The sequence below is a fragment of the Pseudovibrio sp. W74 genome (assembly GCF_001623085.1).
Taxonomy (GTDB): Bacteria; Pseudomonadota; Alphaproteobacteria; order Rhizobiales; family Stappiaceae; genus Pseudovibrio.
This window is the reverse complement of record NZ_LMCJ01000001.1, coordinates 97,335-122,190: the sequence shown is the minus strand read 5'-3', so window position 1 is coordinate 122,190 and position 24,856 is coordinate 97,335. Positions and strand designations below refer to the sequence as shown.

The following is a 24,856-nucleotide window of genomic DNA, read 5'->3' as shown; positions in this document are numbered from 1 at the left end:
CAGGAAGATCTGGTGCTGATGCGTAGAGGCGATGACGAGTATAGGCTTGTCGCCGCGAGCCTGTGTTTTCCTTCCAGTTGGTCATTGGTGGAAAAGTTTGGCGGCTCTATGAGTGCGATCCATGAAGGGGTACCGGATTTCAATGGGCACCGCATGGGGCTCATGGTTCAGCGGATTTTTGAAAGGTTGGAGGAAGATAAGCCAGTTTGGCGGCTGAACTGGTCTCTGTATACGGACACGGAGCTACACCATCCGGTTTCAGGTTTGCGCGATGAAGTTCTCTGCGAGCCCGATCTGGCATTTGAACAACTCTATGTGCGCGTCGAGAAGCAGACATTGAGACGCCTGCCGAAAAGTGGCGATGTCCTTTTCACCATCAGGGTTCACCACGATCCCATTCATAGCCTGCTAAAGCATCCGGATGGTGGTCAGCTGGCCCAAGCTTTAAAGACACAGTTGCTTGGGCTGACCGAAGAACAGTTGGACTACAAAGGCATCAAAGCGCATGCATCAACTATCGCACAAGCGCTTGATATGGTTGCTGAAGAACGCGTTTAAACTGGTAGAGGAGAAGTGGTTGTCCGATCAATATTGAAACCGGACAACTCCATTTAAACTTTGTCAAACAAAGCTCGGATCTCAGTCTCTCTTTTGTGTTCGATAGAGTTACTGTAATGGAGGGTTTTATCGTCTACTTTGACGTCGACCACGTGTCTTACTTGCCGTTCCTTTAGAGTTTCGCCCTTTTTGTTGACCTGTAAATCAGTGGTCTCAGGATGCGCAGTTATGTATCGGTCCAAGCGCTTTTCAGATTGAGCATGTTTCATCAGAAGTGGAGGTAGTAATGCGTCTGAATCTTTTGCCTCGACAATTCCAAAACTATTTTGAGGCAGTGCTCCGGCAAGATTTTTCTCATGAAGCATTTGGAAATTCTCGCCTTCTTTGAGCATTTTTTTAGCGATTGCCAAACTAAAGATTCCGCATTCGCCGTTACTTCGTTGCAAATCGCTTTCAATCATGACGCATTTTACATCTGGGCAGTGAGTGTCGAATGCTGACTTTGTTTGGATTGCCAGCATAGCAGGCCCCATAGAGTTCATGGTTGCCGGTTCCACGCCGATTACAGACGGCTTTCCATCAATCATTGAAAAATCAAACGCAGCAAAGTGGATACCGCCACCCATATTGACAATGAAGCGTGCAGAGCTTTGGTCGTTTGCGACCATTTCTTTGACTGATTGTGCCATTTCAGCTGGATGCGAGCAAAACTTGGCGTTCAGGCCTTCTTTTTTTCCGTTCGCAATCTCGACAAGTTCATTCATGAATTTTTTGTCAGTTGGTGCTGATGACTGAGATGGGAGTTGCTTTCCATTCTCCAAATGCTCGTGAATCGTATGCAGATACGTTTCGATCTGACTTTTTCGATCATCAGGTATCGTGTTGGTATGCTGCTGCCCTGCCGGAATAGCGTGTGTTTGACTGCTACCAATCTGATTTAGCATTCTTCTTCCTCCTAAAACTGATTAATCAGGTAGCCCGCTTGCAAAAGGACAACCTTTGATTTGCATTAGTGTGACGGGTCTTAGGAGATACGCAGTCTTATTCAGCACATCAGAGAAGAATCTCACTCTCTAAAGGAAGACTTAGGTTGTTAAGTATTGGCTTGGTGCGTGGCCTGTCAGTTTCTTGAAGGCGTTGCTGAAGTGGGCGTGGTCGTAGTAGCCGAGGGAGTGGGCCAGATCTGTCAGGTTGAGGTCTTGCCCATTGTTGATAGCGTCAACAGCAGCCAGCATGCGGTAACGTTCGATCACCCATTTGGGATGAACGCCGACGTGGCTTTGGAAGAGGCGTTGGATTGTTCTTGGCTGGAAACCTGAGAACCTGGAAAGATCTTTCAGATTGTTAATTTCGTCTGTTGTCGAGATGAGGTCTACGAGTGCACGGGCATCCTTCGCTTTAGATGTCAGGGGATGCTTATGTGAAATCAGGAGGTTGTCCATCTGAACAGCGAATGCGGCTGGTTCATCTGCTGATTTTAGCTGTGAAACTAGTTTTTGTTCGGAAATGTTGAGAAACGGCTCGATGTTCTCGTAGGTGTTGAGGATTAAAGAGGGATTGTATCGGAAAAAATCTGCAAAGGCTCCTGGACGAAACTTTACGCCAAACACGCGGCCTTTCTGCTGCAAGGAATAATGGAATACGCCTGTGTTGATTCCAAATACGCCTGTGGTCTGCAAGGTGTCGATGACAATGTGTTGGGATGGGTGGGGAAGATTAGCTTGCTCATAAGGAGGTTTATCTCGCAGGTCCCATGTGATCAGCCAATAGAATTCGATGGCATCTTGCAATGGTTCAGCTGGGGTGAGCCAGTCCAGGTTGAAGTGCTGGAGACTGCGTTGCTGGTTTAGCAGGCCGCTGATCTGATTTGAGGTGTCATCCTGATTTGGCATAGGCGTAAAAGATAGCAGCTGTCGCGCTTTTACAAGCCCTTCTGATTTTGACGCAGTACGTATTCGGCTCTCAATGCAAGGAGCTGAACATGGCAAAGATTAAATGCACCTACAAAGTTGAAGAATGGAAGGAAGAGACTGCAAAAGAACTTTCCAAGACGAGTAAGGTCGTGTCGGTTCGTGCTCATGGACCCGTCAGCGGAGAAATTGTTGGGCAAGTGAATATGTTTTACCTTCTGGCCTATGTAACTGAAAAAGACGGCAAATACTCGGGGTACACACAGGTCTCCGGTCGATACGGTTCGCGTGAGGGCACGTTCCTCGTTGAGGAGCACGGGGTGTTTGATGCGCAGACTGTTCGCTCTTCGATGATTGTGGTGCCCGGTTCCGGGACTGGGGGATTTAAAGGCGTTTCTGGTCGGGGGGAGTTTGTTACCTCTCATGGTAACGCCGTTGAGTGCAGGCTTGAGCTGGAGTTTGTGGAGAGTGTTGAGCAAGCCTGAGCAAAGATGTGATTAGGTAATCTCCAAAAGTGCCCTTGGGTTCTCTGCGTTTTCTGCTAGGTTTTGCAGTGCACTATATATTTCAATAAGAGTGTGAGACGCAGGAACCCCATATGCCTTCATCTCGTGACCGGGAAGCAAACAGAATGACCGCCCGCCTTGGCCGCTATGCCAAGGTTGGTGGAAATATGAGTGGCATTGCAGCCAAGCTTGCAGCTGGTAAGCTGTTTGGCTGGGATCAAGACCCTGCGAAGAATGCAGCTTCTATCGCAGAATCCCTTGGCGAACTCAAAGGGCCGTTGATGAAAGTGGCGCAGCTTCTTTCAACGATTCCTGATGCTGTGCCTCCTGAATATGCAGCAGAACTGGCGAGCCTTCAGGCAAACGCACCTCCCATGGGGTGGGCTTTTGTTAAGCGACGCATGCGGGCAGAGCTTGGCCCGGGCTGGCAAGGCAAGTTTGATAAGTTTGAAAAGGAGCCTGCAGCAGCGGCTTCTCTTGGTCAGGTGCACAGAGCGTATGATCAGGATGGGGCGATGTTGGCCTGTAAGCTGCAATATCCGGATATGGATAGTGCGGTTGAAGCTGATTTGAACCAATTCGACATGCTGCTTGCTCTGCATCGACGTTTCAGGCCAGCGATCGAGACTTCAGAAATTGCGAAGGAAGTTGGCGACCGACTGCGGGAAGAGTTGGATTATCGACGGGAAGCGCGGCATTCAAAGCTCTATGCCAATGTTTTTGCTGCAGATGAGCAGATCCAGATTCCAGAAGTGTTTGAAGATTTGTCAACACGGCGGTTGCTTTCCATGAGCTGGCTTGAAGGACGTCCGCTGCTGGCTTACCGACAGGAGAAGCTGGAAGCGCGCAACAAGATTGCGCAAGTGATGTTCAAGGCATGGTGGCACCCGTTTGCGCATTATGGTGTGATCCATGGCGATCCCCATCTTGGAAACTACACGATCTTTGAGGATGGCGGAGAGCCGGCTGGTGTGAATTTGCTGGATTACGGATGCGTGCGCATCTTCCCACCAGATTTTGTGCAAGGCGTGGTGGATCTGTATCACGGTCTGCTTGAAGATGATCAGGACCGTGTGGTTGCTGCTTATGAGACATGGGGTTTTGATGGGCTGACGACTGAGCTTATTGAGACTTTGAATATCTGGGCGAGTTTTATTTTTGGCCCGTTGCTCAGCGATAGAGTGCGCTCGATTGCCGATGGTGTTTCTCCAGCGGCTTATGGGCGGCAAGAGGCGTTTCGTGTGCATCAGTCCCTTAAAGAACTGGGGCCGGTGAAAATACCTCGTTACTTTGTTTTTATGGACAGGGCGGCTATTGGGCTTGGATCTGTATTCCTTCACTTACGAGCTGAGCTTAACTTCCATCAACTGTTTAATGAGCAGATTGATGGGTTTGAGCTGGATGCGTTGAGTTCCCATCAAAAGCACCAACTGGACTTATGTGGTTTGACTGGCGAAGATTGAGGCACATACTCAGGCCGTTGGAATTATCCCCGGCACCTAGGTTATTTCCAGAGCGGTTCTTTAGGGAAGTTGCGTCACTGGACCATGTGATGTTAAAGACTCGTATCAGGAAAACTACTTGTTTCGAGGGGGAAGCATGGCTGACGGGAGCGCGTCTGTTATGGACTATGAGGAACACGAGAAGACCTACAAGAACTTTATCAACTTCTCAAAGGTTGGAATTCTTGCAGCTCTCACATTTGTACTCGTTATTGCAATGATTGGATTTGGTGGTACTGCCGGGACGGTTTGGGCAAGCATCACTACAATCGCAACAGTGATTGCAGTTGGCGTTGGCATGGCGTCTGGTGACAGGTCGCACGTTGTACCGGGAATCGTATTCCTGCTTGCTTGTGTGGTAACAGCTGTGCTGACAATCTAAGAAACCTTCAGGTTTCAAAGGTTTTGAGAATCGCAGGAGCAGCGTGCTTCTGCGATTTTTCGTTTCAACCCCGAAATTTGCCAGAGGCGCTGCCCTTTTCTGATCATTATTGAAGAATAGAGCCTTTAGTAAGAGTTGTTCTGAGTTCGGGTATCATATGTCTACTGCGCAAACTGTTCGCGTTCTTCTGCGCTGTTCCTTGCTGCTTGCAATCTTTATCGTGGTTGCAGTTGTCTCATCGCCATCTCATTCTGCCTCGACTGATCTTGGTTTCTCCCAGATCCTGAAGGAAGAAGGCGTTGCTGCGCGTGGTAGCAACTACGAGATCGTGCCGCCGGTGTTGCGGAATGGGACATTGCTTGTTTACAGCCTCAGGGTTCATGGCAAGACTTATAAGGTGCGTGGTACGGCGACATTGAAAAAGCGCATCAATGAACTTCATGCGCTGAAGGGTATTCAAGAACTGGATACGGTTTCTCAAGCGGGTGAGGGCGTTGTGACTGCCGTTGCCAAGCCTCTGACATTTCTCGGCAGTCTTGTAACCTCTCCCAAAGAGACACTGAGTTCCACTGCTGATGGCGTCGGCCTGTTGCTGAATGGGACTGTGAACACCATTACCGGGAATTCCGGAGCGACTGCTCCTTCCAAAGAAAGTGGTAAGAAGTCTTCTGCGGTTGAGAGTGTTGCAGCGGCTGTAGTAGGGCGAGATAGAGCCCGGCGCTATATTGCTGTTGCAGCGAATGTAGACCCTTACACGACGTTTCCTCCACTCTCTGACGCGCTTGATAAGGCTGCCTGGGCCTATGCGACTTCCAATCGCCTGACCAATCTTGCAACTGTGTTTATTCCGGGCGGTGTTGGGACGGCGGTTAGTGGAGTTCTGGCGACAACCAACTTCAGTGAAGCTCTCAAGGCCAGCCCTACCGTTGCTGATGAGACGATGCGCGAGATGCTTGGTGAGATGGCCATTCGCCAGAGCAGTACACGAGCCTTCCTGAGCGCTAGGTCTATGACGCGCGGTGAAAAGATGATTTTTGTTGCAAGCCTAAACTCGTTGAAAGGTGTTCGTGGGCGAAGTGATCTGGTTGATCAGGCGAGCCGGCAGGGGCTTTCTCAAGAGGCGGGATATTATTATCTGTTGGGTCTGATGATGATCGCTGATTATCATATTGATACAGAGCGTCTTGCTTCTGTTGAGTTGTTTGAGGGTATTCCGATTGGTACGACCAGAACCGGGCGTAAAGTTGCCTTTGTTGCTGGTGACCGTGTTGGTTGGAGTGTTGATCAATCAACGACCACACTCAATATCGCAAGCCGTGTCAATCAAACCCATGCGGGCACTGGAGCGAGTGAACTGCGCGTGTTGGGACTGGTTCATCCGACGTTAAAAGCGGAGCTTGGTGCGTTGAACTGGGTTATCCGCGAAAAAGCGCCACTGGCTACTTTCAAAGAAATTGACGTAACAAGCTGATTAAAAAAGTGTTTGGGGTGAGCTCTGAAAGTGTCACCCCAAAACCCAAGGGGCAACATCCAAAATATCGGTGCTTATGGTGAGAGCGCGCTGGCTGTGATTTGGCCGCGGTTCACACTCTTTCATGATCGAGGTGGTCCATGAAAATTGCCGATATTCTTGAACAGGCTTCTATGCCGATTGCTTCTCCTGCTTATCCCAAGGGGCCATACAGGTTTATCGACCGCGAGTTTTTTGTGGTCTCCTATGAAAGTGACCCTGACGCTATTCGTGAAGCTTTGCCTGAGCCTTTGGAGCCGGATGGTTCCAACACGGTGATGTTTGAAGTGATCCGTATGCCCGATTCTGCTGGATTTGGAGACTACACCGAGTCTGGCATCGTGATTCCAGCCAAGTTTGGGGATCACCCTGTGAACTTCACTCAGCAAATGTTTCTTGATGATACTCCGCCGATTTTTGGTGGGCGTGAGATCTGGGGTTTTCCGAAAAAGCTAGGCCATCCTGAGCTGAGTATATCGGGAGCAACATTGACCGGCCATTTGGTTTTTGACGATGTGACGATTGCTATTGCGACCATGGGGTACAAGTACCAGCACTTACTTTATGATGTTGAGCATGGCACGCAGTGTCACCCCGATGCGATCCTCAAGAAGCTTCAGAAAACTCAGGTGAATCTGAAACTTATTCCAGACGTTGACGGTTCTTTGGCCATCGCTCAGCTGGTCGCTTATGAGGCGTCTGATGTGACGGTGAAGGGCGCGTGGTCTGGTCCGGCGAGCTTGCAATTATTCCATCATGCCAATGCGCCAGTGGCCGAACTGCCAATGCTTAAATCACTCGGCGGTGTTCATTTTATTACGGACCTCACGCTACCTTATGGCCGGGTTATGTATGATTACCTGAAGCCTTAAGTGATGCGCTATTTCGGAGGTGCTGCATGCGAGGCAACTTTAGGATCCTTGGGTATTTGATTGGCAGCTTATTCATGTCAGCTCTGCTGGTCTCGCAGGCCACCGGATTTGAGTTGAAGCCTTATAAAGACGAGCTGTTTGCTTATCCGCGGGTTCTGGATCAGGCGATGGACGGGGCGTTCCTGCGGCTTGACTATCAGATCCAGCGTGATTTGCGGGATCGGGATGAAATACCAGAGCGACGGGTTGAAGGGAGATATGTTTCCAGCAGGCCTACCTGGTATGTGCGGGAGCGCTCAGTTGTGCTTGCGGGTAACAAGCGTAAGCATATCCGAGTTGGGAAACCTGACGCCGACACCAAGCTGTTGCTGCTTTATCTGCATGGTAAGGGGGGCAACCGAAAGCAGGGGAATGCTGATTGGACGTTTGGCGGTAACTTCAATCGCCTGAAAAACCTGATGGTGCGGAACAATGGCGTTTATTTGTCTCCTGATGTGAAGATTGAAAGCCCCAGAGGCACTCAGGAAATTCGCGAGCTGATTGCGCGATACCGGAAAGAAGCACCGCAGGCCAAGGTGATTGTGGCCTGTGGCTCCATGGGTTCGCAGGTTTGTTATGGACTTGCGGATCAGGCTGGTGTTGCTGGGCCGCTGTCCGGCCTCATTTTATTGGGCGGAGCGACGGATCGACGATTGTTGACGAGTGAAGCCTATAAGGCAGGCGTGCCGATTGTGTTTGGCCACGGTAGTGCTGACAGGGTTTACAGCTGGGAGAAGCAATATCAGTTGTTTAAGGCAGCCATTGGCAAAACCCAGCGGTATCCGGTGCGTTTTCGGCTATTCGAAACGGGTTCTCACGGGACGCCCATTCGCATGATTGACTGGCGTGATGAGATTAACTGGATGCTGTCGATATCTTCGGCAACAAGGCAATAAAAAAGGCCGGAGAGCCCGGCCTTTAGAAGTGATATGTTTGCGAGCTTAAGCTTGCGGAACGCCTGAAGATGCTGACAGGCGCTGAGAGCCTTCCTTCGCAATCTGGTTTGTCGAAGAAATCTGCAGTGCTCTGCTGTAGGACTGGCGTGCTTCTGTAATCTGACCCAGCGCTTCTTCGGCGCGGCCACGGTTCGCCCAAGCAGATGCGGACTTGCCGTTAAGCGCAATTGCGGCATTGAAGTCTTTGAGTGCAGATTTTGGATCGCTCAGAGAAAGGTACGTTACACCGCGCGCGATCAGAGGTGAGTATGCGCGAGAGTTCAAACCAACAGCCGATGAAAAGTCATTAAGAGCTGCTTCTTGCAGACCTTGTGCCTGATAGATGAGGCCGCGGTTGTGATAGGCCTGCGCATCGCCGGAGTTCAAACGAATGACTTCGTTGTAATCACGAAGCGCTGCTGTATTCTGACCGATAGAGCGGTAGGTATTGCCGCGTCCGTTCAGGGCCTTCACGTAATCTGGTTTGATAGAAAGTGCTGAGCTGTAATCCTGAACTGCCTGAGACGTGTTGCCCTTGCGGCGTTCTACTAAAGCTCGGTTTGCGTAGGCCTGATAAGAGTTGGGTCTCAGCTGAAGAGATTTGTTGAAGTCCTCAATAGCTTGATCAAGGCGCCCAGCTTTTGCGTATGCAATGCCGCGCTTGTTGTAGGCGTCGGCATCGGTTGGATTTGCGTCAACAACGGCACTCAGACTATCGATGTTGGAGGAAGAGCCAACAGCTTTGTCGATGGGCACATTCTGATAAACAAGGCCAGATGAGTTGGATTGGCATGCTGCAACGCCAAGTGCGAGCAGACACACACAGATGCCTTTAGCCAGTTTATTGTTCACGAGAATGTGCCCCATTCTTAAAGAGTCCTTGCAATGACACGGTAGCCTACACTTTAGTGTGGCAAAAAAAGGTCAAATGAACCAGCAAAAACAACAAACGGACCAACCGGTTTACCGGTTAGTCCGTTCTGAATTCTAGCTTCGGTCCGCTCACACGCTTTTCGTCAAACATAGTTGAGCCTTAGCTGTGTGATGTCCCGAGTGCCGCCGGATTAACGACGACCTTTGCCGACCAACAGGCCTTCACGCTGAGCGCGCTTGCGAGCCAGTTTGCGAGTGCGGCGGATTGCTTCTGCCTTTTCGCGAGCCTTCTTTTCAGATGGCTTTTCGTAGTGGCCACGAAGCTTCATTTCACGGAAGATGCCTTCACGCTGCATCTTTTTCTTAAGCGCTTTAAGCGCCTGATCGACGTTATTATCGCGAACGAGAACCTGCACGCGTTTATCCTTACCTTCGAGCATTCTGGATTACGTATCCAGAACGACATAGATGAAATGATTGATAGCAACACTTAGCGCATATGCACGGGTCACAAGAACTCCGTCGCCGCTGATGCGTCGCTTCTTGACGGGGTAACTAACAGACTGCGTGGGGGCTGTCTACCTCCTTACTTGAGAATCTATGTTAATTTATAGATGGGAAAGGGGGGAATACCTCTTGTGGGACAAGGCAATCTCAGCAGCGTTTGCTCATTTTCTTCAAAATGGCGCATTGGCACGCTCGTGTGTGAAGTAAAAGATAAGTAAAAAATGCTTTCAAAATGCATCGTAACTTCATCTGTAAAATTATTTTGAAAAAATACAACCCTTGATTGCGTATGGTTGAGTCCCTCTTTTGCCGCTGAAAAAAGTCACAGGAGCTTTTCTGAACAGTGGAAATCGAGGTGGAAATTTGAATGGAATTTGCTTCAAACGTCGTTCGTCATGTCCGACTTCGAAACTGAGTCGAGAGAGGCCATCCTACTCGCGAGAGCTGTGAGTGGAGGGCTCTCTTTAGATCCACGGAACGATCCCTGAGAAAACTCGTTGCTCTAGTTATAGGGAAGGGGTTTATACGTGGTGATGGATCATGCATACTCTAGTGACCTCATTTGGGTAATCGACCAGAAGAAAGAATAATGTAATGTGCCGCTGGCTTGCGTACCGTGGAGCTCCCATTTTCATGGAAGAGCTGATTTCAATGCCCAATCATTCTTTGATTGCGCAGAGCTTGCATTGTGCGGAAGCCAAGGTAAACACTAATGGTGACGGCTTTGGGATTGGTTGGTACGGTCACAAATCAGAGCCGGGACTTTATCGTGATACGCAACCTGCGTGGGGTGATGAGAACCTTCTGAGTATTACCAAGCACCTCAAGTCCTCTTTGTTCTTTGCTCATGTGCGCGCATCTACGGGCACTGCGACCTCTCGTTCAAACTGCCATCCGTTTGCTGTCGGCAAATGGATGTTCATGCATAACGGACAGATTGGAGGGTATGATGATATCCGCCGCCAGATTGAGAGTTTGATCAGCGACGACTTTTATCGTTACCGGCAGGGTACAACGGACAGTGAAGCGCTGTTTCTTGCCATGTTAAGTCATGGTCTGGATGTTGATCCTGTGGGGGCCGTGCAACAGGTGTTCACGAAAACACTTGAGATTATGCGTTGCAATGATGTCATTGCTCCATTGCGTGTAGCGATGGCCTTGACTGATGGTGAGCGCCTTTATGCTGTGCGTTGCTCTAGTGATAAGATTGTTCCAAGCCTGTATTACCGCTTACATAACAGCAACTTGAGTGTTGTCTCTGAGCCTTTGGAAAAGGGCGGGCAAGGTTGGTATGAAGTGCCTTGCGGACACATCATGGTCTATGGCGGTGATAATGCGCCTTGCTTTATTCCTCTGGACATTCCTGAAGAGTTTTGCAAAGTAGCGTAATCGACATTTTCACTAGCGGTATTGCTTAGGCAAGAAGCCACTGGGACTTTGTCGGTCTGTTTCTATGATAGGAAGTTTCCTCCCAGCGAGGCATTGCGGTCAATTGCAGGAGCCAGCCTTGTTTATGTTCTTGAGAGGCTCAAGTTCTGGAGGGGCTCCATGCCCTTTTCTTCAGGAGCTTATGATGACGCGGGTTGAAAGCACCAGCGTTGCCAAACCCACATCCATGTCTGCATGGTGGGGGGAGTCCAATGCAACGCTTATTTTGGGATTGCCTTTGATCGGTGCGCAACTTGCGCAGATGGCAATTAATGCCACCGATGCATTGATGATCGGTTGGCTTGGCGCAACAGAGCTGGCAGCATCCGTGCTGGCTTTGCAGTTGTTCTTTCTGACATGGCTGGCAGGACTTGGGTTCTTGCAAGCCGTTATGCCATTGGCATCCAGAGCCGAAGGTAAAGGCGACGTGCGTAATGTGCGGCGTGCTTCGCGCATGGGCCTTTGGATTTCGCTCATTTATACGACTTTTGCGATGGTCGTGCTGTGGAACGGTGAGAGTCTCTTGCTGGCTCTTGGGCAGGACGCAGAAGTTTCTGCCATTGCTGCGGATTATCTGCGCATTGTGCAGTGGTCGATGTATCCATCTCTTTTTGTGGCGGCGCTGCGTAGCTTCCTTACCAGTATTGAACGTTCGCAGATTGTTTTGTGGGCGACTGTGGTGAGTGCTGTGGTCAATGCACTTCTCGATTATGTGCTGATCTTTGGCTATTACGGCTTTCCTCAACTTGGCATTCTAGGTGCCGGGATTGCGTCTGTAGTGACTGCGTTGGCATCCTGTGTGATTTTGATTGCCTATGTGTTTTGGGAAGAGAAGTCTCGCAAATATGAGGTGTTTGTTCGCTTTTGGCGTGCTGACTGGCCTGCGTTCTTCGAAATCCTGCGTCTCGGCTGGCCGATTTCCCTCATGTTGGTTGCTGAAGTGGGACTGTTTGCAGCTGCCGCTTTGATGATGGGGTGGATCGGGACACTGGAGCTTGCTGCTCACGGTATTGCGGTTCAGCTCTCTGGTATTGCGTTTATGATTCCGCTTGGCTTTGCAAACGCTGCTGTGGTGCGTGTTGGTATCGCATCTGGCCGTAGTGATGCTGATGCTATTACGCGGGCCGGTTGGGTCGCACTGATCTGGTCCATTGTGATTGGCCTGCTTGGTGCGGTGTTGTTTGTTGCGATCCCTGACACGCTGATTTCCTTCTATCTGGACACCAGCAATCCAGACGCAGCTGATGTGATCCGCCTCGGCGTGCCGCTGGTCTTTATTGCAGCGGTGTACATGGTTGTTGATGGTATTCAGGTGGTCGCTGGCGGTGTTCTGCGCGGTCTTTCCGATACGCGAATACCAATGGTGATTGCGGTGATTGGTTACTGGATTATTGGGGTGCCGCTTTCCTACGTGATGGCGTTCACCTTTAACTGGGGCCCAGAAGGGATCTGGGTTGGTTTGGCCAGTGGTCTCTTTATCACCGGCATCCTGTTGCTGATCCGGTTCCAAAAACGCGATCAACTTGGTCTGGTTAGGCTAGGATAGTCTGGTTCAATTAAATGAAAGCCCCCGAAGATGATCAGATCTTCGGGGGCTTTTTCTTTGTAGGATAACGCGATCAGGATTTTGGGGAGAGGCGGTTGATGTGGCCCATCTTGCGGCCTTCCCGTGTCTCTGCTTTACCGTAGAGCGTCAGACGAGCGTTTGGCTCCAGAAGTGCTGATTCCCATGAGTTGACATCATCACCAATCAGGTTTTCCATGATGACGTTGTGTGCTCGGGTTGGCCTGCCAAGTGGCCAGCCAGCAACAGCGCGAACATGCTGTTCAAACTGAGAAACCGGACAAGCGTCTTCTGTCCAGTGACCTGAGTTGTGAACGCGTGGCGCTATTTCGTTGACCTTCAACTCTGTAGCCTCGCCGTCTCTGACGACAAACAGTTCTACACCCATCACTCCGATATAATCGAGCGCAACAGCGATGCGGGTTGCCATATCGATGGCTTCCTGAGCGGTTTCTGCCGGGATGTCTGCTGGTACGCTAGAGGTCTTCAGAATGTGGTTCTTGTGGTAGTTGTCCGCAGGGTCGTAGCATTTGACTGTTCCATCCACGCCACGCGCGACGATGATGGAGATCTCTTTTTCAAACGGGACGATGCCTTCAAGGATGGCTGGCTGATCGCCAAGCTTGCTCATGGCGCCTTCGATATCCTCAGGTGTACGGATCATGATCTGGCCTTTGCCATCATATCCAAAACGGCGCGTTTTCAGTACACCCTGACCGCCCAACTCCATGAGCGCAGCTTCCAGTTCTGCCTGCGTGTCGACTTTTATGAAGGGAGCGACCTGCGTCACCGCTTCTTCTGAAAGGAATGTCTTTTCTGCCAGGCGATCCTGGGAAACTTTCAGTGCATGTGGGCCGGGGCGAACTGGAACAAACTGCTCCAGAATGCGGGCTGTCTCGCCGGGGATATTTTCGAACTCATAAGTGACGACTGAAACGCTTTTCGCAAACTGGGTGAGTGCTTGTTCGTCTTCGTAGGCCGCAACGGTCTTCTTTTCTGAGACCTCAAAAGCGGGGCTGTTTTCATCCGGGCAATAGATATGGCACTTCAGGCCCATCCTGCTGGCGGCTTGCGCGATCATGCGGCCAAGCTGGCCTCCACCCAAAATACCAATCGTGTCGCCAGGACGTAGTGTGGAACCCATTTCGAAAACTTTCCAGATGTTAGGGGCCAGATGTTAGGGGCGGCTTGATACAAATGAGGCGCCTGCAAGTGGGCGCCTCTGAAACTCTTACTCTTCCGGGTTGACTGGCTTCTCGGCCACAGCCTGACTTTGCTTTTCGCGCCAATCATCCAGGTTGGCAGCGATCTCCGGATTGTTGAGTGCCAAAACAGCAGCTGCCATTAATGCTGCGTTGACAGCACCTGCACGACCAATGGCAAGAGTGCCGACCGGAATGCCTGCTGGCATTTGAACGATGGAAAGGAGACTGTCCTGTCCCTTAAGGGCGCGCGACTCAATTGGAACACCAAACACTGGCAGCGGTGTCATGGATGCAGCCATGCCCGGAAGGTGGGCTGCTCCGCCAGCGCCAGCGATAACAACCTTGAAGCCGTTCTCTTTTGCTGTTTTGGAAAACTCTACCAGACGGTCCGGGGTGCGGTGAGCTGAGACGATGCGAGCATCATAGGAAACTCCCAGTGCTTCTAGCGTATCTGCAGCATTTTTCATGGTTGGCCAATCGGATTGGCTTCCCATGATGATAGCGACTTCTGGCTGGTCTGTGCGGTTCATAAAACGGGCACCCTCTGAGCGTCTGGGAAGAAAGCGCGGATTATAGAAATAACACGGCGTGTTTCAAGCCAATTACAACAAGAAATGCCAATAGTATACGAAGGTTAGAGCTCTGCCTCTAATTTAGGCAATAATGTCAGGTAAGAGCTGTGTTTCCAGTACCTGAATCTGGTCTCTTAGCATCAGTTTTTTCTTCTTTAAGCGTTGCAGCTGGAGAACATCTGCCCGTCCCGTTTCAATGAGCGCTTCGATGGAATGATCAAGATCCCGATGCTCCTGTCGCAACTCAGCGAGCTCGGAACGCTTGCTATCCTGATCGAGAGTATCTTCCGTCATCGTTTTGTCCTCACATGACACATATCGGTCTGTGTGCAACGAGACCCATCATTGATCAAATCTGGTGGGGCGCGTTGTCGCAATTCACCGCTCGGCAACAGTATACCGAATGTGCAGCGGTGATGAACAAGAGTCTCTCGATTTTTACAGGAAGTGTTGTCTCATGACGGATTTACGCAGCGTATATATAGGGTTGAATACTTAGTGAAGTTCTCTTTTGAGTGGAATATGAAACCCATTAAATTTACTGGGTCATTTATAAGTTCCCTAAGTTTTTCATGAATTAGCGATCTCGCGTTGTAGAGGCCCCAAAAAAACAGCTAATCATAGTTCGACAACTCAATAAAATGGTGCCATCATCCTCCTGTAACAGAGACAATGTAGGAGGATCAAAACCTATGTCCATCCGTGAGCATTTGACTGAGCTGGAACGCCGCCATGCTACCATTGAGAGGGAGCTGGAAACAGCCAAGCACCATCCTTCGATGGATGAGATCGAACTAGGCAATCTAAAAAGGCAAAAGTTGAAGCTTAAGGATGAGATCTCGCGAATACGAGTGACAGGGTAGCTTCCTTTTTCTTAACCGAATAGAGAATGCGTCGCTTTTAGCGGCGCATTTTTTGTTTGGGGTCAGCCGATCTTTTTTGCTTCTTCGCGCAGTACGAACTTCTGGATCTTGCCTGTTGAGGTTTTCGGCAGGTCTGTGAAGACAACAGTTCTTGGTGATTTGAAGCTGGCCAGATGCTGTTTGCAGTAGGTTACGATATCGTCTTCCGTCACACTGCTGTTCTCTTTCAGCTCCACAAATGCACAGGGAGTTTCCCCCCACTTGTCATCGGGACGGGCAACCACTGCTGCTGATGAGATTTCCGGGTGTTTGTAGAGGACTTCCTCGATCTCAATGGATGAGATGTTTTCACCTCCTGAGATGATGATGTCTTTGGAGCGGTCTTTGAGTTGGACGTATCCATCTTCATGCTGAACGCCCAAGTCACCAGAGTGGAACCAACCGCCGTTGAAGGCTTCCTGTGTTGCGGAGGGGTTCTTCAGATACCCCTTCATCACAACATTGCCTTTGAACATGACTTCGCCAATGGTTTCTCCATCAGCAGGGACTGGCTTCATGGTTTCGGGGTCGAGAACAGCGAGATCCTGCAAAGCGACGTAATTGACGCCTTGTCTGGCTTTCAATGCAGCTTGTTCTGATGCCGGAAGTTCATTCCAATGATCATGCCATTCGTTGACGACGGCTGGGCCATAGACTTCTGTCAGCCCATAGAGATGAGTAACATTGAAGCCTTCCTCTGCCATAGCTGCAAGAACAGCTTCAGGTGGCGGCGCTGCGGCGGTGAAAAACTCGACATCATGGGTGAGTTTGCGCTTCTGATCCTCAGAGGTGTTGAGCAATGTGGACATCACGATTGGAGCACCGCAGAGGTGTGTGACTTTCTCATCTGCCAAGGCATTCCAGATAGGGGCTTGTCGTACTTGACGGAGACAGACATGCGTTCCGGCAACGAGGGACAAAGCCCATGGGAAACACCAGCCATTGCAGTGGAACATTGGCAGTGTCCAGAGATAGACCGGTTTTTTGCCCATGGCTGCGGTGATGATGTTTGCCTGTGCGAGAAGGTAGGCACCACGATGATGATAAACGACGCCTTTCGGGTTTCCTGTTGTACCCGAAGTGTAGTTGAGCGTGATTGCATCCCATTCATCCGCGGGAAGTTGCCAGTCAAAATCAGCGGAACCGCTGGCGATCAGCTCCTCGTACTCCAACTCTCCAATTGCGGAGGCTGATTGAGGGAATTCTTTGTCGTCGTAAAGCACCACTTCCGGCTTCACCGCTACCAGTTCCAATGCTTCGGTCATGACCTTCGAGAACTCACGATCAACGATTACGAGCTTGCTCTCTGCATGGTCTAGCTGGAATGCGATGATAGCGGCATCAAGGCGGGTGTTGAGTGCGTGGAGAACGGCTCCAGCCATTGGTACGCCGTAATGAGCTTCAAGCATGGGTGGTGTGTTGGGCAGCATGACAGACACGCAGTCATTCTTGCCGATACCACGCTTTTCCAGGGCGCTCGCGAGTTTAATAGAGCGCTCATAGAACTCCTTGTAGGACCTGCGAATCTTGCCGTGAATGATGGCTGTGTGGCTTGGAAAAACTTTTGCAGCTCTCTCCAAAAAACTGAGTGGGCTTAATGGCGTGTAATTTGCTTCAGTTTTTGGGAGGTCTTTGTCGAAATATGATGTGTTTGGACTATTGTTTTTCATGAAATTCCCCAGGCATTCAACTTCCGCTCAAGAGAACTGCGAAGATCCGTTGAGCTGGCTATCAGCTTTCCCAAGATAGTTATTGGCTCCGATGAAGAGCTTGGAATTAAGAGTGTCGCATATTTTGATATATCTGAGTATAGACGCAGGGGGTAGTTCAGGTGACTTAGATGTTAGTCTGAGGGTCTTCTTGTTATTAGACTTTCATCTATAAGTATTTTTGAGATGTTTTGTGGATTGGTGTCGATATATTCGGCGAATTTAAATGCGGTGGTTGCAACTGGTGTCTTAACTTAACGGCAAAGGTGAAATCTTGTTGCGTTTTTGGGCAAGACAAACGCTCGCGACAATTTGCAACACCTCAGAAGTCTTCCCCGTTTGCCTTTCGATTTGTAATGTAGACCTGTCTGATAAAAGAATAAATCGCGACCCGTTTGATACGGCGAGTGATGAACAAGCAGGGCTCGCATGACCGTAGTGACACCAAATCGACAGGGGAAAATCGCCTTATTCTTTGGCGTGGTTTTCTGCGCGATTACCGTGGCTCTGACGGGTTATATTTTCACCCTCGGACCACAGCGATCACAGGATGCGCAGTGGTTTGTTTTGTTGGTGGCGTTCCCTGTTCTGATCCAGCTGTATCTCAATCGTGCAGTCATTTTGAATCACTTCCGGGATCATTGGTATCTTTGGGCCATATCGACAGCTGTTTGTCTGGTTGTCGGGCTCCAACTCAACTTCGGTCAGCTCAATTCGACAGGCAGTATGGCAGATCAGCTGCGGACTTATTTCTTCTCGTGGGTCGAAGGGCAGCCGCCAAGCTCAGAATATGCAGGCAATCCATCAGATGCCTATAATGCAAAGCAAGTTCGGTATCGGATTGTTTCGCCCGCGCGTGGAGATCTGGATCTGACTGATCCCTCTGGTTTCTTTCATAACCGAGTGACCTGGAAGACAATGCCGGATGCTGCTTTTGAGGTCGACGGGCCAATCGACATGATCAAGAGTGTGCTTTACCACGGCTTGGGTGAGCGCGACTGATACTCACGTAGTTGATGGCTTATGCTACATCCTTTCTCTCCACCGTATAACACGCCTTAAAAGCCTGATGCGCCATCCCAAATCAGTTTGAGTGCGATAACAAACAGGGCTGCATACGTGATCTTGTAGAACAGCTCTTTGTTGATGTGTTTTACGATCTTGATTCCCGCCAGTGTCGCCAGAGGGGCGAGCGGTAGCAATACAAGAGATGTCGCGATGTTTTTGGCGTCAAACTGTCCAAGGGCGAAGTAAGGCAGCATTTTTGAGAAATTTACGACCGAAAAGAAGATGACTGCGGTACCTGCCATGACTGGTGGTGCCAGTCTGAGTGGCAAGACATACATTTGAAATGGGGCTCCGCCTGCATGGGCGATGAAACTGGTGACACCAGAAACTGTGCCCCAGAACCCTCCTAAAAGCACATTCTGCGGCTTTGGTGGTTTGTTGGCTTTGTTGTTGAACCAATAATCGAGCACAAAGACCAAAGCGATTGCGCCAGTGACCAATCTGATGTGGGTTTCAGAGATGTAGGCTGCCGCGAAATAGCCGATCAGAGTTCCTGTCAGGCCAGCTGGTATAAGAATGGCCAGTGTTTTCCTGCAAAAGATTGCCCGGTAGGAGAAAAGACCGACTGCGTCCATGACCAGCAGGATCGGGAGGAGTATTCCTGCTGCCTGCACAGGTGGAATTGCCAATGACATAAGCGGCACACCGACAAGGGCGAGGCCGCCTCCGAATCCTCCTTTGGCCATGCCAACGATGAAAACAGCAGGTATTGCACAGAGGTAGAAGAAGGGATCGGTAATTGGCAGCATGATTTGTTTCCCGCAAGGGTGCAGGCAAGTCCTTTTTATTTAAGAGGAAACTAAGAAATAGGCGGGTTGAAAACTATATGGTTATCTTTAGTTATAAGCCGATTTTATAATATAGCAAAACTTGCCTTTAGGGCATTCAGGGCTCAGTCTTAGCCGAACCTGTGGACAGGTACTATGCAGGGGTGCATGGGAGGAGAGCAGCTATGACAAGCCGATACCACGACATCTACAATGGATGGAAAGAAAACAAAGAAGCCTTCTGGGATGAAGCTGCTAAGGGCATTGACTGGTTCTCGCCCTACACCAAGACATTCGATGCTTCGCAAGGCACATATGGACGATGGTTTGTCGGCGGTGAGTGCAACACCTGCTACAACTGTGTTGATCGCCACGTAGAGCATGGCCGTCCGGGACAGCCAGCGATCATTTACGACAGTGCTGTTACTGGTGAGAAGCGCACCTATACGTATCTTGATGTGCAAGAGCAAGTGGGAGCTATGGCAGCGCTGCTGCGTGAGAAGGGCGTTGAAAAAGGCTCTATGGTGCTGATCTATATGCCCATGATCCCTGAAGCGACGTTTGCGATGCTCGCCTGCGCACGGCTTGGTGCGATCCACTCTGTTGTATTTGGCGGTTTTGCGGCTCAAGAGCTTGCTGTTCGTATCGAGGATTGCAAACCTCAGGCTATCATCAGCGCGTCCTGTGGCATCGAGCCGGGGCGTGTGGTTGAGTATAAGCCGCTGCTGGACCGTGCCATTGAACTGTCCTCCCATAAACCTGATTTCTGTTTTGTTCAGCAACGCGAGCAAAAGGTTGCTGGCCTCATTGAAGGCCGTGACTTTGATCTGGGCGCGCTGATGGAAACTGCGGTGGCCGAGAAGATGACCACCGAATGTGTTCCTGTTGCTGCGACTGATCCACTTTACGTGCTCTACACTTCCGGTACGACCGGACAGCCGAAAGGCGTGGTGCGTGACAATGGCGGGCATATGGTTGCCCTCAAGTGGTCCATGGAAAACCTCTACGGTATTGATCCGGGCGAAGTGTTCTGGGCTGCGTCTGATGTGGGCTGGGTGGTTGGTCACTCTTACATCGTTTATGCGCCGCTGCTTCATGGGGCCGCGACTATTCTTTATGAAGGTAAGCCGGTTGGAACACCCGATGCTGGTGCATTCTGGCGGGTGATCTCAGAGCATTCCGTGGTTTCGTTGTTTACCGCGCCGACGGCTTTCCGGGCGATCAAGAAAGAAGATCCGGAAGGTAAAGAGCTGGCGAAGTACAGCAATGCTGGCCTGCGGTCGCTATTCCTTGCAGGAGAGCGAGCTGATCCGGATACAATTTTATGGGCAGAAAACCTGCTCGGCGTACCTGTCATCGATCATTGGTGGCAGACAGAGACTGGCTGGTGCATCGCTGGTAACCCTCTTGGCCTGGGTAAGCTGCCTATCAAGTTGGGCAGTTCCACTGTCCCAATGCCGGGATATGATATGCGCGTGCTTGATGATGAGGGGAATGCGCTTGGAGCGGGTGAACTTGGCAACATTGTTGTGAAGCTACCGATGCCACCGGGATCGCTGCCAACGCTTTGGAATGCTGATGATCGGTTCAAGGAAGCGTATCTCACAGAGTTCCCCGGCTATTACAAGACGGCAGATGCTGGTCTTATGGATGATGACGGCTATCTCTTCATCATGGCTCGTACCGATGACATCATCAACGTGGCTGGGCACCGCTTGTCTACCGGTGGCATGGAGGAAGTTCTTTCTGAACACCCGGATGTGGCTGAGTGTGCCGTGATCGGGATTGCCGACAATCTCAAGGGCCAGTTGCCATGTGGTTTTGTCGTTTTGAAGAGTGGCGTTGAAAAACAAACTGCTGTGATTGAGAAAGAGCTGGTTGCTCTGGTGCGTGAAAAGGTTGGTCCTGTTGCTGCCTTTAAGCTGGCGATTACCGTTGAGCGCCTTCCCAAAACACGGTCTGGCAAGATCCTTCGAGCGACCATGCGGAAGATTGCAGATGGTGAAGAGTTCAAGATGCCAGCGACAATTGATGACCCTGCTATTCTCGAGGAAATTGCTGAAGCGATCTCTGTTCGTGGAGTGGCATCTGTTAGCTAAATTCAGAGAAACTAAGCAGTTTTACTGGAGAAGTGCATCGACATGTTTAGGCTTTGAGATTATGGTCGGCGAAATTTCGGCATTGCCAGAGGTATCTTCAAAGTGAAACTAGAGAAGAAAGTTGCGATTGTAACCGGTGGCGCTCAAGGCATCGGTTACGCTATTGCGCAGCGTTTTTTGCAAGATGGCGCCAAAGTCATGATCTCCGACTCCGATGAGCGGGCCGGTGAAGCGGCTCAGGAAGCTCTTTCCGAGTTTGGGCATGTGGCGTTTTGCCATTGCGACGTCAGCGTTCGCCTTGATGTACGCAATATGGTTGCAAACACTCTGGATGAGTTTGGCGACATTGATGTGCTGGTTAATAACGCTGGCATTACAGCAGCTGGTGATTTTCTTCAACTTTCTGAAGATGATTTTGACCGGGTTTTACGTGTCAACTTGAAGGGTGCATTCCTGTGCTCTCAAGCTGTTGCACGGCATATGGTCGAGAAAGTTGAAGAGGGCGGTTCTGCTGGCTCAATCATCAATATCAGCTCCGTAAACAGTGTTTTAGCGATCCCTGATCAGGTTCCTTACACCATCTCCAAGGGTGGCTTGAACCAGCTGACGCACGTTTCGGCTGTGGCGTTGGCAAAGCACGGCATTCGTGTGAATGGTATTGGGCCTGGTTCCATTGAGACACAGATGCTCAAGAGCGTTGTGCAGGATGCGAGCAAGATGGAAACGGTTCTTTCCCGGACGCCGCTTGGCCGTTTGGGGCAACCTGCTGAAGTGGCCAGCATTGCTGCGTTCCTCGCTTCAGAAGATGCAAGTTATGTTTCCGGGCAGACCATTTTTGCTGATGGTGCGCGCATGCCGCTGAACTATACAGTGGATGTGAGTGAGCCTGAGTAAGCTTCGCAGATAGAATTGAAAAAGCCGCGCTTGATGCAAGCGCGGCTTTTTTTATGAGTGTTTTGTCTGAAAGCCAGATACGCTTTCTGGAGTGCGCTCTAGCTTGCTTTTTCCTGAGAGTTGAGCGCTTCTGCTCCAATCTCAAACTGCATTCTGGCGAGTTTTGCATAAAGGCCGTTTTGAGCGACCAGTGTGTCGTGGGTGCCTTCTTCCACGATCTTCCCACTGTCCATCACAACGATACGATCTGCTTTGAGGACCGTTGCCAGACGATGTGCGATAATCAGTGTGGTCCGGCCTTCCATAAGCTTATCGAGGGCTTTTTGGACAATGGTCTCGCTTTCGGCATCCAGTGCGCTGGTGGCTTCGTCCAGCAGCAAAACAGGGGCGTCTTTCAGAATGGCACGAGCGATCGCGATGCGCTGTCGTTGTCCTCCTGAGAGAGTTACTCCGCGCTCGCCAATGAGTGTGTCATAACCGTTCCTCATGTTGTTGATGAAGTCATCAGCCAACGCGAACTTTGCAGCTTCAACAATTTGCTCTCTGGACGCGACCTCTTTGCCAAATGCGATGTTTTCTGCAATTGAGCTGCCGAAAATAGCGGTGTCCTGAGGGACCAGAGCGATGTGCTCGCGTAAGTCTCGTGGATCAGCAGAGTTCAGTTCGATGCCGTCGAGTGTGACCTTACCTGCAACCGGATCGTAATATCGCATCAAGAGCTGGAACAGAGTGGACTTGCCTGCGCCACTTGGGCCGACAATCGCAACTGTTTCGCCCTTTTTGACGGAGAGGTTCAAACCTTCCAGAACGCCAGCTTCTTTTGCTGTTGGGTAATGGAAGTCGACATCATCAAACTCAAGCTCGCCAATGGCAGGAGAGGGGAGAGTGACTGGATTGGCTGGTGCATTGATTTCGGATGGGACATGCAACAGTCCTGTAATGCGGTCTGCTGCGCCAGCGGCTTTTGCCAGTTCGCCCCATACCTGAGAGAGCTCGCTCATAGCTCCAGCAGCAATGATGGAATAGATGAGGAACTGTGTGAGCTGACCGCCACTCATACGGCCATCAATCACGTCCAGTGCGCCAACCCAGAGTACTGCCACAATGCTTGAGGCGATGATCAGGATGATTGTCGCAATCAGGAATGCGCGAGCGCGGGTGGCAATGAGAGCAACTTCATAGGTTGTCTCGATATCTCCTGCAAACCTGTCTGAAACGCTCTTTTCATTGGTGAAAGCCTGCAGTGTGCGAATGGAACCAAGTGCTTCTGTTGCATAAGCAATTGCATTTGCCAGAGTGGATTGTGCATGGCTGGTTCTGTTACGAACCGCACGGCCAAAGCCAAGCAGTGGTAGAACAATGAGCGGGATCGCAAGCAGCACAAACAAGGAGAGGCGCGGGCTGGTGATGACCATCAGGGTTGTCGAACCAGCGAACATCAACAGGTGTCGCAAGGCAATAGATGCGCTGGCTCCGAATGCTGACTGAATGAGGGTCGTATCGGCTGTCAGGCGCGAAATGATCTCACCGGACTTTGTTTTGTCGTAGAATGAGGGGGATAAATAAGTGAGGTGACGGAACACGTCAGAGCGTAAGTCCGCTACGACTCGCTCACCAATCATCATGACCATATAGTAACGAAGAGAGCTGGTGAGGGCGAGTAGCGCGATTACAAAAATAATGACAATGAAATAATCGTCAATCAAGTTGGGGTTGTCGCCGGTAAAACCGTAGTCAACCATGTAGCGGACGGCTATTGGCAGAACCAAAGTAAGGCCAGCTGCCGCCAGCAGAGCAAAGGTTGCCAGAACCAGACGGGCTTTGTGCCTTAAAAGATAAGGGAAAAGTGTTGCGAGTGGACGCAAGGTCTTTTCCCGATTGTTTGAGTCCCGCTGGCTCATGCCACCCCCGGATATCTGCGAAATCATTTAAGTTTATCGTATGATGCAGTAGATGTGTCCCGATAGTTTTAATTGCAAGCGCTTTCTCTGGTTTTCTGCGGGCTGTACCCTCTTGTTTCCTCGGTTTGGATGGGGTATAGACGCCTTCACAATTGTGCCGTTCTTGGAAAAGTGCGGCTTCTTTCTACCGATGCTTCAGGCCAGCCCTAAGCCCATCTTTTGATTGAGGCGGCTCAGCCGTTGCTGACAGGACAGTTTAGTCATGAAACAGGACATTCATCCAGATTACCACACCATCACTGTAAAGCTCGTTGATGGTTCCGAATTCACCACCCGTTCTACTTACGGTAAAGAAGGTGACACCCTGCAGCTCGACATCGATCCGAGCTCCCACCCAGCATGGACTGGTGGTGACCGTCAGCTCATGGACCGTGGCGGTCGCGTGTCCCGCTTCACCAACAAGTTTGGTGGCTTCCTGGGTAAATAATTGCTCTGAAGTTTGCGAAATTAAAAAACCCGAAGCGTTTGCTTCGGGTTTTTTTGTGCGCGTTTGAGGAGTGCGCAGGGTTGCTAGCGGAGTTTGACGCTAGCGAAACTTCTCAGGCTATTTAAAAGCCGCTGTGATTTGAGAGAGCTGATCACCCACTGGATTGGAGGTGTTTGCCGCTTGCTCGCGCAGGAGCTCCTCCTTGAGCATGCTATCGACGTGCTTGATGCGTCTTTGCAGGTGGAGTGAGGTCTCGATCAGGGTGCGAAGTGTTTCAGGCAGGTCTGGCCAGGCCGGGTTCTGCATTTCCTTGGTCGCATTATCGACGCGGATCTTGTTTTTCTCATTCTGAGCTTCTGCTTGTACAATCTCACCATCATTGACTGCCCGTTGCAGCAGAAGCCAGGAGGCCATCTGCATGAGGCGTGTGGTGAGGCGCATGGACTCGGTTGCGTAGGCGAGAGACGCGGCGGAGCCAAGAGCTTTGCTCTGTTTCCTTCCCGGACCATCAAGATAGGATGCAGTGTCTTCAATAAGGCCCATTCCTTCGCGGAAAAGCTCCGTGAAGTTTTGGGAGGACATGAGCCGTTGAGCGAAGTTGAAGGTGTTCTCTGGCCCTGTTTCAGTTTTGAATTCACCCATCTTAAAAATCCCTTCAATAACTGC

The 24,856-nt window shown here is 50.5% G+C and carries 25 protein-coding genes; 14 read left to right on the top strand and 11 right to left on the bottom strand.

Annotated features, from left to right (window positions below):
- Window positions 1-558, top strand: a 558-nt coding sequence (locus PsW74_RS29200; protein WP_208987764.1) for a DUF3445 domain-containing protein, incomplete at its 5' end; no start/stop codon positions are given.
- A 53-nt stretch (window positions 559-611) separates the two neighbouring features.
- Here PsW74_RS29200 and PsW74_RS00585 read toward each other — a convergent pair.
- The gene (locus tag PsW74_RS00585; RefSeq protein WP_063290256.1) at window positions 612-1,502 is read right to left on the bottom strand and encodes a YopJ/AvrA family T3SS effector serine/threonine acetyltransferase; all 891 of its coding nucleotides are present in this window, start codon (window positions 1,500-1,502) and stop codon (window positions 612-614) included.
- A gap of 141 nt (window positions 1,503-1,643) precedes the next feature.
- The gene (locus PsW74_RS00580) at window positions 1,644-2,450 is read right to left on the bottom strand and encodes an AraC family transcriptional regulator (RefSeq protein ID WP_063290255.1); all 807 of its coding nucleotides are present in this window, start codon (window positions 2,448-2,450) and stop codon (window positions 1,644-1,646) included.
- An 89-nt stretch (window positions 2,451-2,539) separates the two neighbouring features.
- On the opposite strand from PsW74_RS00580, the gene PsW74_RS00575 reads away from it, so the two are divergent.
- The 6 genes from PsW74_RS00575 to PsW74_RS00550 all read left to right on the top strand — a co-directional run bounded on the left by PsW74_RS00575 (window position 2,540) and on the right by PsW74_RS00550 (window position 8,175).
- The gene (locus PsW74_RS00575) at window positions 2,540-2,953 is read left to right on the top strand and encodes a DUF3224 domain-containing protein (protein ID WP_063290254.1); all 414 of its coding nucleotides are present in this window, start codon (window positions 2,540-2,542) and stop codon (window positions 2,951-2,953) included.
- Window positions 2,954-3,066: 113 nt separating this feature from the next.
- Window positions 3,067-4,437 (top strand): AarF/ABC1/UbiB kinase family protein, encoded by a 1,371-nt coding sequence (locus PsW74_RS00570; RefSeq protein WP_063290253.1) that lies wholly within the window; start codon window positions 3,067-3,069, stop codon window positions 4,435-4,437.
- Between the two features lie 136 nt (window positions 4,438-4,573).
- The gene (locus PsW74_RS00565) at window positions 4,574-4,858 is read left to right on the top strand and encodes an aa3-type cytochrome c oxidase subunit IV (RefSeq protein ID WP_208980563.1); all 285 of its coding nucleotides are present in this window, start codon (window positions 4,574-4,576) and stop codon (window positions 4,856-4,858) included.
- 157 nt (window positions 4,859-5,015) lie between these two features.
- Entirely contained in the window at window positions 5,016-6,329 is a 1,314-nt protein-coding gene (locus PsW74_RS00560) for a hypothetical protein (RefSeq protein ID WP_063290252.1), read from the top strand.
- 140 nt (window positions 6,330-6,469) lie between these two features.
- Entirely contained in the window at window positions 6,470-7,240 is a 771-nt protein-coding gene (locus PsW74_RS00555) for an acetoacetate decarboxylase (protein ID WP_063290251.1), read from the top strand.
- Between the two features lie 26 nt (window positions 7,241-7,266).
- Window positions 7,267-8,175, top strand: coding sequence for an alpha/beta hydrolase (locus PsW74_RS00550; protein ID WP_063290250.1), 909 nt, complete (start codon window positions 7,267-7,269; stop codon window positions 8,173-8,175).
- A gap of 45 nt (window positions 8,176-8,220) precedes the next feature.
- Here PsW74_RS00550 and PsW74_RS00545 read toward each other — a convergent pair whose 3' ends face one another.
- Complete coding sequence (locus PsW74_RS00545) at window positions 8,221-9,081, bottom strand: tetratricopeptide repeat protein (RefSeq protein ID WP_063290249.1); 861 nt, start codon at window positions 9,079-9,081, stop codon at window positions 8,221-8,223.
- A gap of 197 nt (window positions 9,082-9,278) precedes the next feature.
- Window positions 9,279-9,503, bottom strand: a complete 225-nt coding sequence (gene rpsU, locus PsW74_RS00540) for a 30S ribosomal protein S21 (protein WP_057462062.1) — start codon at window positions 9,501-9,503, stop codon at window positions 9,279-9,281.
- Between the two features lie 724 nt (window positions 9,504-10,227).
- Between rpsU and PsW74_RS00535 the strand changes: the two genes are divergently transcribed.
- Window positions 10,228-10,983, top strand: a complete 756-nt coding sequence (locus PsW74_RS00535) for a class II glutamine amidotransferase (RefSeq protein WP_057462061.1) — start codon at window positions 10,228-10,230, stop codon at window positions 10,981-10,983.
- Window positions 10,984-11,167: 184 nt separating this feature from the next.
- Window positions 11,168-12,568, top strand: coding sequence for an MATE family efflux transporter (locus PsW74_RS00530; protein WP_208980561.1), 1,401 nt, complete (start codon window positions 11,168-11,170; stop codon window positions 12,566-12,568).
- Between the two features lie 73 nt (window positions 12,569-12,641).
- On the opposite strand, the gene PsW74_RS00525 is transcribed toward PsW74_RS00530, so the two are convergent.
- The 3 genes from PsW74_RS00525 to PsW74_RS00515 form a co-directional block, all read right to left on the bottom strand.
- A complete protein-coding gene (locus PsW74_RS00525) occupies window positions 12,642-13,730 on the bottom strand; it encodes a 5-(carboxyamino)imidazole ribonucleotide synthase (RefSeq protein WP_063290248.1) in 1,089 nt (362 codons plus the stop codon).
- A gap of 87 nt (window positions 13,731-13,817) precedes the next feature.
- A complete protein-coding gene (purE, locus tag PsW74_RS00520) occupies window positions 13,818-14,321 on the bottom strand; it encodes a 5-(carboxyamino)imidazole ribonucleotide mutase (RefSeq protein WP_008551529.1) in 504 nt (167 codons plus the stop codon).
- Between the two features lie 123 nt (window positions 14,322-14,444).
- The gene (locus tag PsW74_RS00515) at window positions 14,445-14,657 is read right to left on the bottom strand and encodes a DUF465 domain-containing protein (protein ID WP_057462025.1); all 213 of its coding nucleotides are present in this window, start codon (window positions 14,655-14,657) and stop codon (window positions 14,445-14,447) included.
- 398 nt (window positions 14,658-15,055) lie between these two features.
- On the opposite strand from PsW74_RS00515, the gene PsW74_RS28260 reads away from it, so the two are divergent.
- Window positions 15,056-15,226 (top strand): DUF465 domain-containing protein, encoded by a 171-nt coding sequence (locus tag PsW74_RS28260; protein WP_082596622.1) that lies wholly within the window; start codon window positions 15,056-15,058, stop codon window positions 15,224-15,226.
- A 62-nt stretch (window positions 15,227-15,288) separates the two neighbouring features.
- On the opposite strand, the gene PsW74_RS00510 is transcribed toward PsW74_RS28260, so the two are convergent.
- Window positions 15,289-16,935 carry an acyl-CoA synthetase gene (locus PsW74_RS00510; RefSeq protein ID WP_063290247.1) on the bottom strand — a complete coding sequence of 549 codons (1,647 nt, stop codon included), beginning with the start codon at window positions 16,933-16,935 and terminating at the stop codon, window positions 15,289-15,291.
- A gap of 468 nt (window positions 16,936-17,403) precedes the next feature.
- Here PsW74_RS00510 and PsW74_RS00505 point away from each other — a divergent pair, with 468 nt between their 5' ends.
- Entirely contained in the window at window positions 17,404-17,976 is a 573-nt protein-coding gene (locus tag PsW74_RS00505) for a hypothetical protein (RefSeq protein ID WP_057462023.1), read from the top strand.
- Between the two features lie 56 nt (window positions 17,977-18,032).
- On the opposite strand, the gene PsW74_RS00500 is transcribed toward PsW74_RS00505, so the two are convergent.
- Window positions 18,033-18,791: a sulfite exporter TauE/SafE family protein gene (locus PsW74_RS00500; protein ID WP_063290246.1), complete on the bottom strand. Its 759-nt coding sequence runs from the start codon at window positions 18,789-18,791 to the stop codon at window positions 18,033-18,035.
- 203 nt (window positions 18,792-18,994) lie between these two features.
- Here PsW74_RS00500 and PsW74_RS00495 point away from each other — a divergent pair, with 203 nt between their 5' ends.
- Window positions 18,995-20,908 (top strand): propionyl-CoA synthetase, encoded by a 1,914-nt coding sequence (locus PsW74_RS00495; RefSeq protein WP_063290245.1) that lies wholly within the window; start codon window positions 18,995-18,997, stop codon window positions 20,906-20,908.
- A 102-nt stretch (window positions 20,909-21,010) separates the two neighbouring features.
- A complete protein-coding gene (locus PsW74_RS00490; protein WP_057462020.1) occupies window positions 21,011-21,802 on the top strand; it encodes an SDR family NAD(P)-dependent oxidoreductase in 792 nt (263 codons plus the stop codon).
- A 98-nt stretch (window positions 21,803-21,900) separates the two neighbouring features.
- On the opposite strand, the gene PsW74_RS00485 is transcribed toward PsW74_RS00490, so the two are convergent.
- A complete protein-coding gene (locus PsW74_RS00485) occupies window positions 21,901-23,703 on the bottom strand; it encodes an ABC transporter transmembrane domain-containing protein (protein WP_208987763.1) in 1,803 nt (600 codons plus the stop codon).
- Between the two features lie 262 nt (window positions 23,704-23,965).
- Here PsW74_RS00485 and rpmE point away from each other — a divergent pair, with 262 nt between their 5' ends.
- The gene (gene rpmE, locus PsW74_RS00480) at window positions 23,966-24,190 is read left to right on the top strand and encodes a 50S ribosomal protein L31 (RefSeq protein ID WP_008551475.1); all 225 of its coding nucleotides are present in this window, start codon (window positions 23,966-23,968) and stop codon (window positions 24,188-24,190) included.
- 117 nt (window positions 24,191-24,307) lie between these two features.
- Here rpmE and PsW74_RS00475 read toward each other — a convergent pair whose 3' ends face one another.
- Window positions 24,308-24,832: a DUF1465 family protein gene (locus PsW74_RS00475; protein WP_063290244.1), complete on the bottom strand. Its 525-nt coding sequence runs from the start codon at window positions 24,830-24,832 to the stop codon at window positions 24,308-24,310.
- Window positions 24,833-24,856 lie beyond the last annotated feature (24 nt).

Excerpts from the sequence above, each read along its gene's own strand:
- PsW74_RS00585 (WP_063290256.1), bottom strand. The coding sequence starts at position 1,502 with ATGCTAAATCAGATTGGTAGCAGTCAAACACACGCTATTCCGGCAGGG.
- PsW74_RS00580 (WP_063290255.1), bottom strand. The coding sequence starts at position 2,450 with ATGCCAAATCAGGATGACACCTCAAATCAGATCAGCGGCCTGCTAAAC.
- PsW74_RS00575 (WP_063290254.1), top strand. The coding sequence starts at position 2,540 with ATGGCAAAGATTAAATGCACCTACAAAGTTGAAGAATGGAAGGAAGAG.
- PsW74_RS00570 (WP_063290253.1), top strand. The coding sequence starts at position 3,067 with ATGCCTTCATCTCGTGACCGGGAAGCAAACAGAATGACCGCCCGCCTT.
- PsW74_RS00565 (WP_208980563.1), top strand. The coding sequence starts at position 4,574 with ATGGCTGACGGGAGCGCGTCTGTTATGGACTATGAGGAACACGAGAAG.
- PsW74_RS00560 (WP_063290252.1), top strand. The coding sequence starts at position 5,016 with ATGTCTACTGCGCAAACTGTTCGCGTTCTTCTGCGCTGTTCCTTGCTG.
- PsW74_RS00555 (WP_063290251.1), top strand. The coding sequence starts at position 6,470 with ATGAAAATTGCCGATATTCTTGAACAGGCTTCTATGCCGATTGCTTCT.
- PsW74_RS00550 (WP_063290250.1), top strand. The coding sequence starts at position 7,267 with ATGCGAGGCAACTTTAGGATCCTTGGGTATTTGATTGGCAGCTTATTC.
- PsW74_RS00545 (WP_063290249.1), bottom strand. The coding sequence starts at position 9,081 with ATGGGGCACATTCTCGTGAACAATAAACTGGCTAAAGGCATCTGTGTG.
- PsW74_RS00535 (WP_057462061.1), top strand. The coding sequence starts at position 10,228 with ATGGAAGAGCTGATTTCAATGCCCAATCATTCTTTGATTGCGCAGAGC.
- PsW74_RS00530 (WP_208980561.1), top strand. The coding sequence starts at position 11,168 with ATGACGCGGGTTGAAAGCACCAGCGTTGCCAAACCCACATCCATGTCT.
- PsW74_RS00525 (WP_063290248.1), bottom strand. The coding sequence starts at position 13,730 with ATGGGTTCCACACTACGTCCTGGCGACACGATTGGTATTTTGGGTGGA.
- purE (WP_008551529.1), bottom strand. The coding sequence starts at position 14,321 with ATGAACCGCACAGACCAGCCAGAAGTCGCTATCATCATGGGAAGCCAA.
- PsW74_RS00515 (WP_057462025.1), bottom strand. The coding sequence starts at position 14,657 with ATGACGGAAGATACTCTCGATCAGGATAGCAAGCGTTCCGAGCTCGCT.
- PsW74_RS28260 (WP_082596622.1), top strand. The coding sequence starts at position 15,056 with ATGTCCATCCGTGAGCATTTGACTGAGCTGGAACGCCGCCATGCTACC.
- PsW74_RS00510 (WP_063290247.1), bottom strand. The coding sequence starts at position 16,935 with ATGAAAAACAATAGTCCAAACACATCATATTTCGACAAAGACCTCCCA.
- PsW74_RS00505 (WP_057462023.1), top strand. The coding sequence starts at position 17,404 with ATGACCGTAGTGACACCAAATCGACAGGGGAAAATCGCCTTATTCTTT.
- PsW74_RS00500 (WP_063290246.1), bottom strand. The coding sequence starts at position 18,791 with ATGCTGCCAATTACCGATCCCTTCTTCTACCTCTGTGCAATACCTGCT.
- PsW74_RS00495 (WP_063290245.1), top strand. The coding sequence starts at position 18,995 with ATGACAAGCCGATACCACGACATCTACAATGGATGGAAAGAAAACAAA.
- PsW74_RS00485 (WP_208987763.1), bottom strand. The coding sequence starts at position 23,703 with ATGAGCCAGCGGGACTCAAACAATCGGGAAAAGACCTTGCGTCCACTC.
- rpmE (WP_008551475.1), top strand. The coding sequence starts at position 23,966 with ATGAAACAGGACATTCATCCAGATTACCACACCATCACTGTAAAGCTC.
- PsW74_RS00475 (WP_063290244.1), bottom strand. The coding sequence starts at position 24,832 with ATGGGTGAATTCAAAACTGAAACAGGGCCAGAGAACACCTTCAACTTC.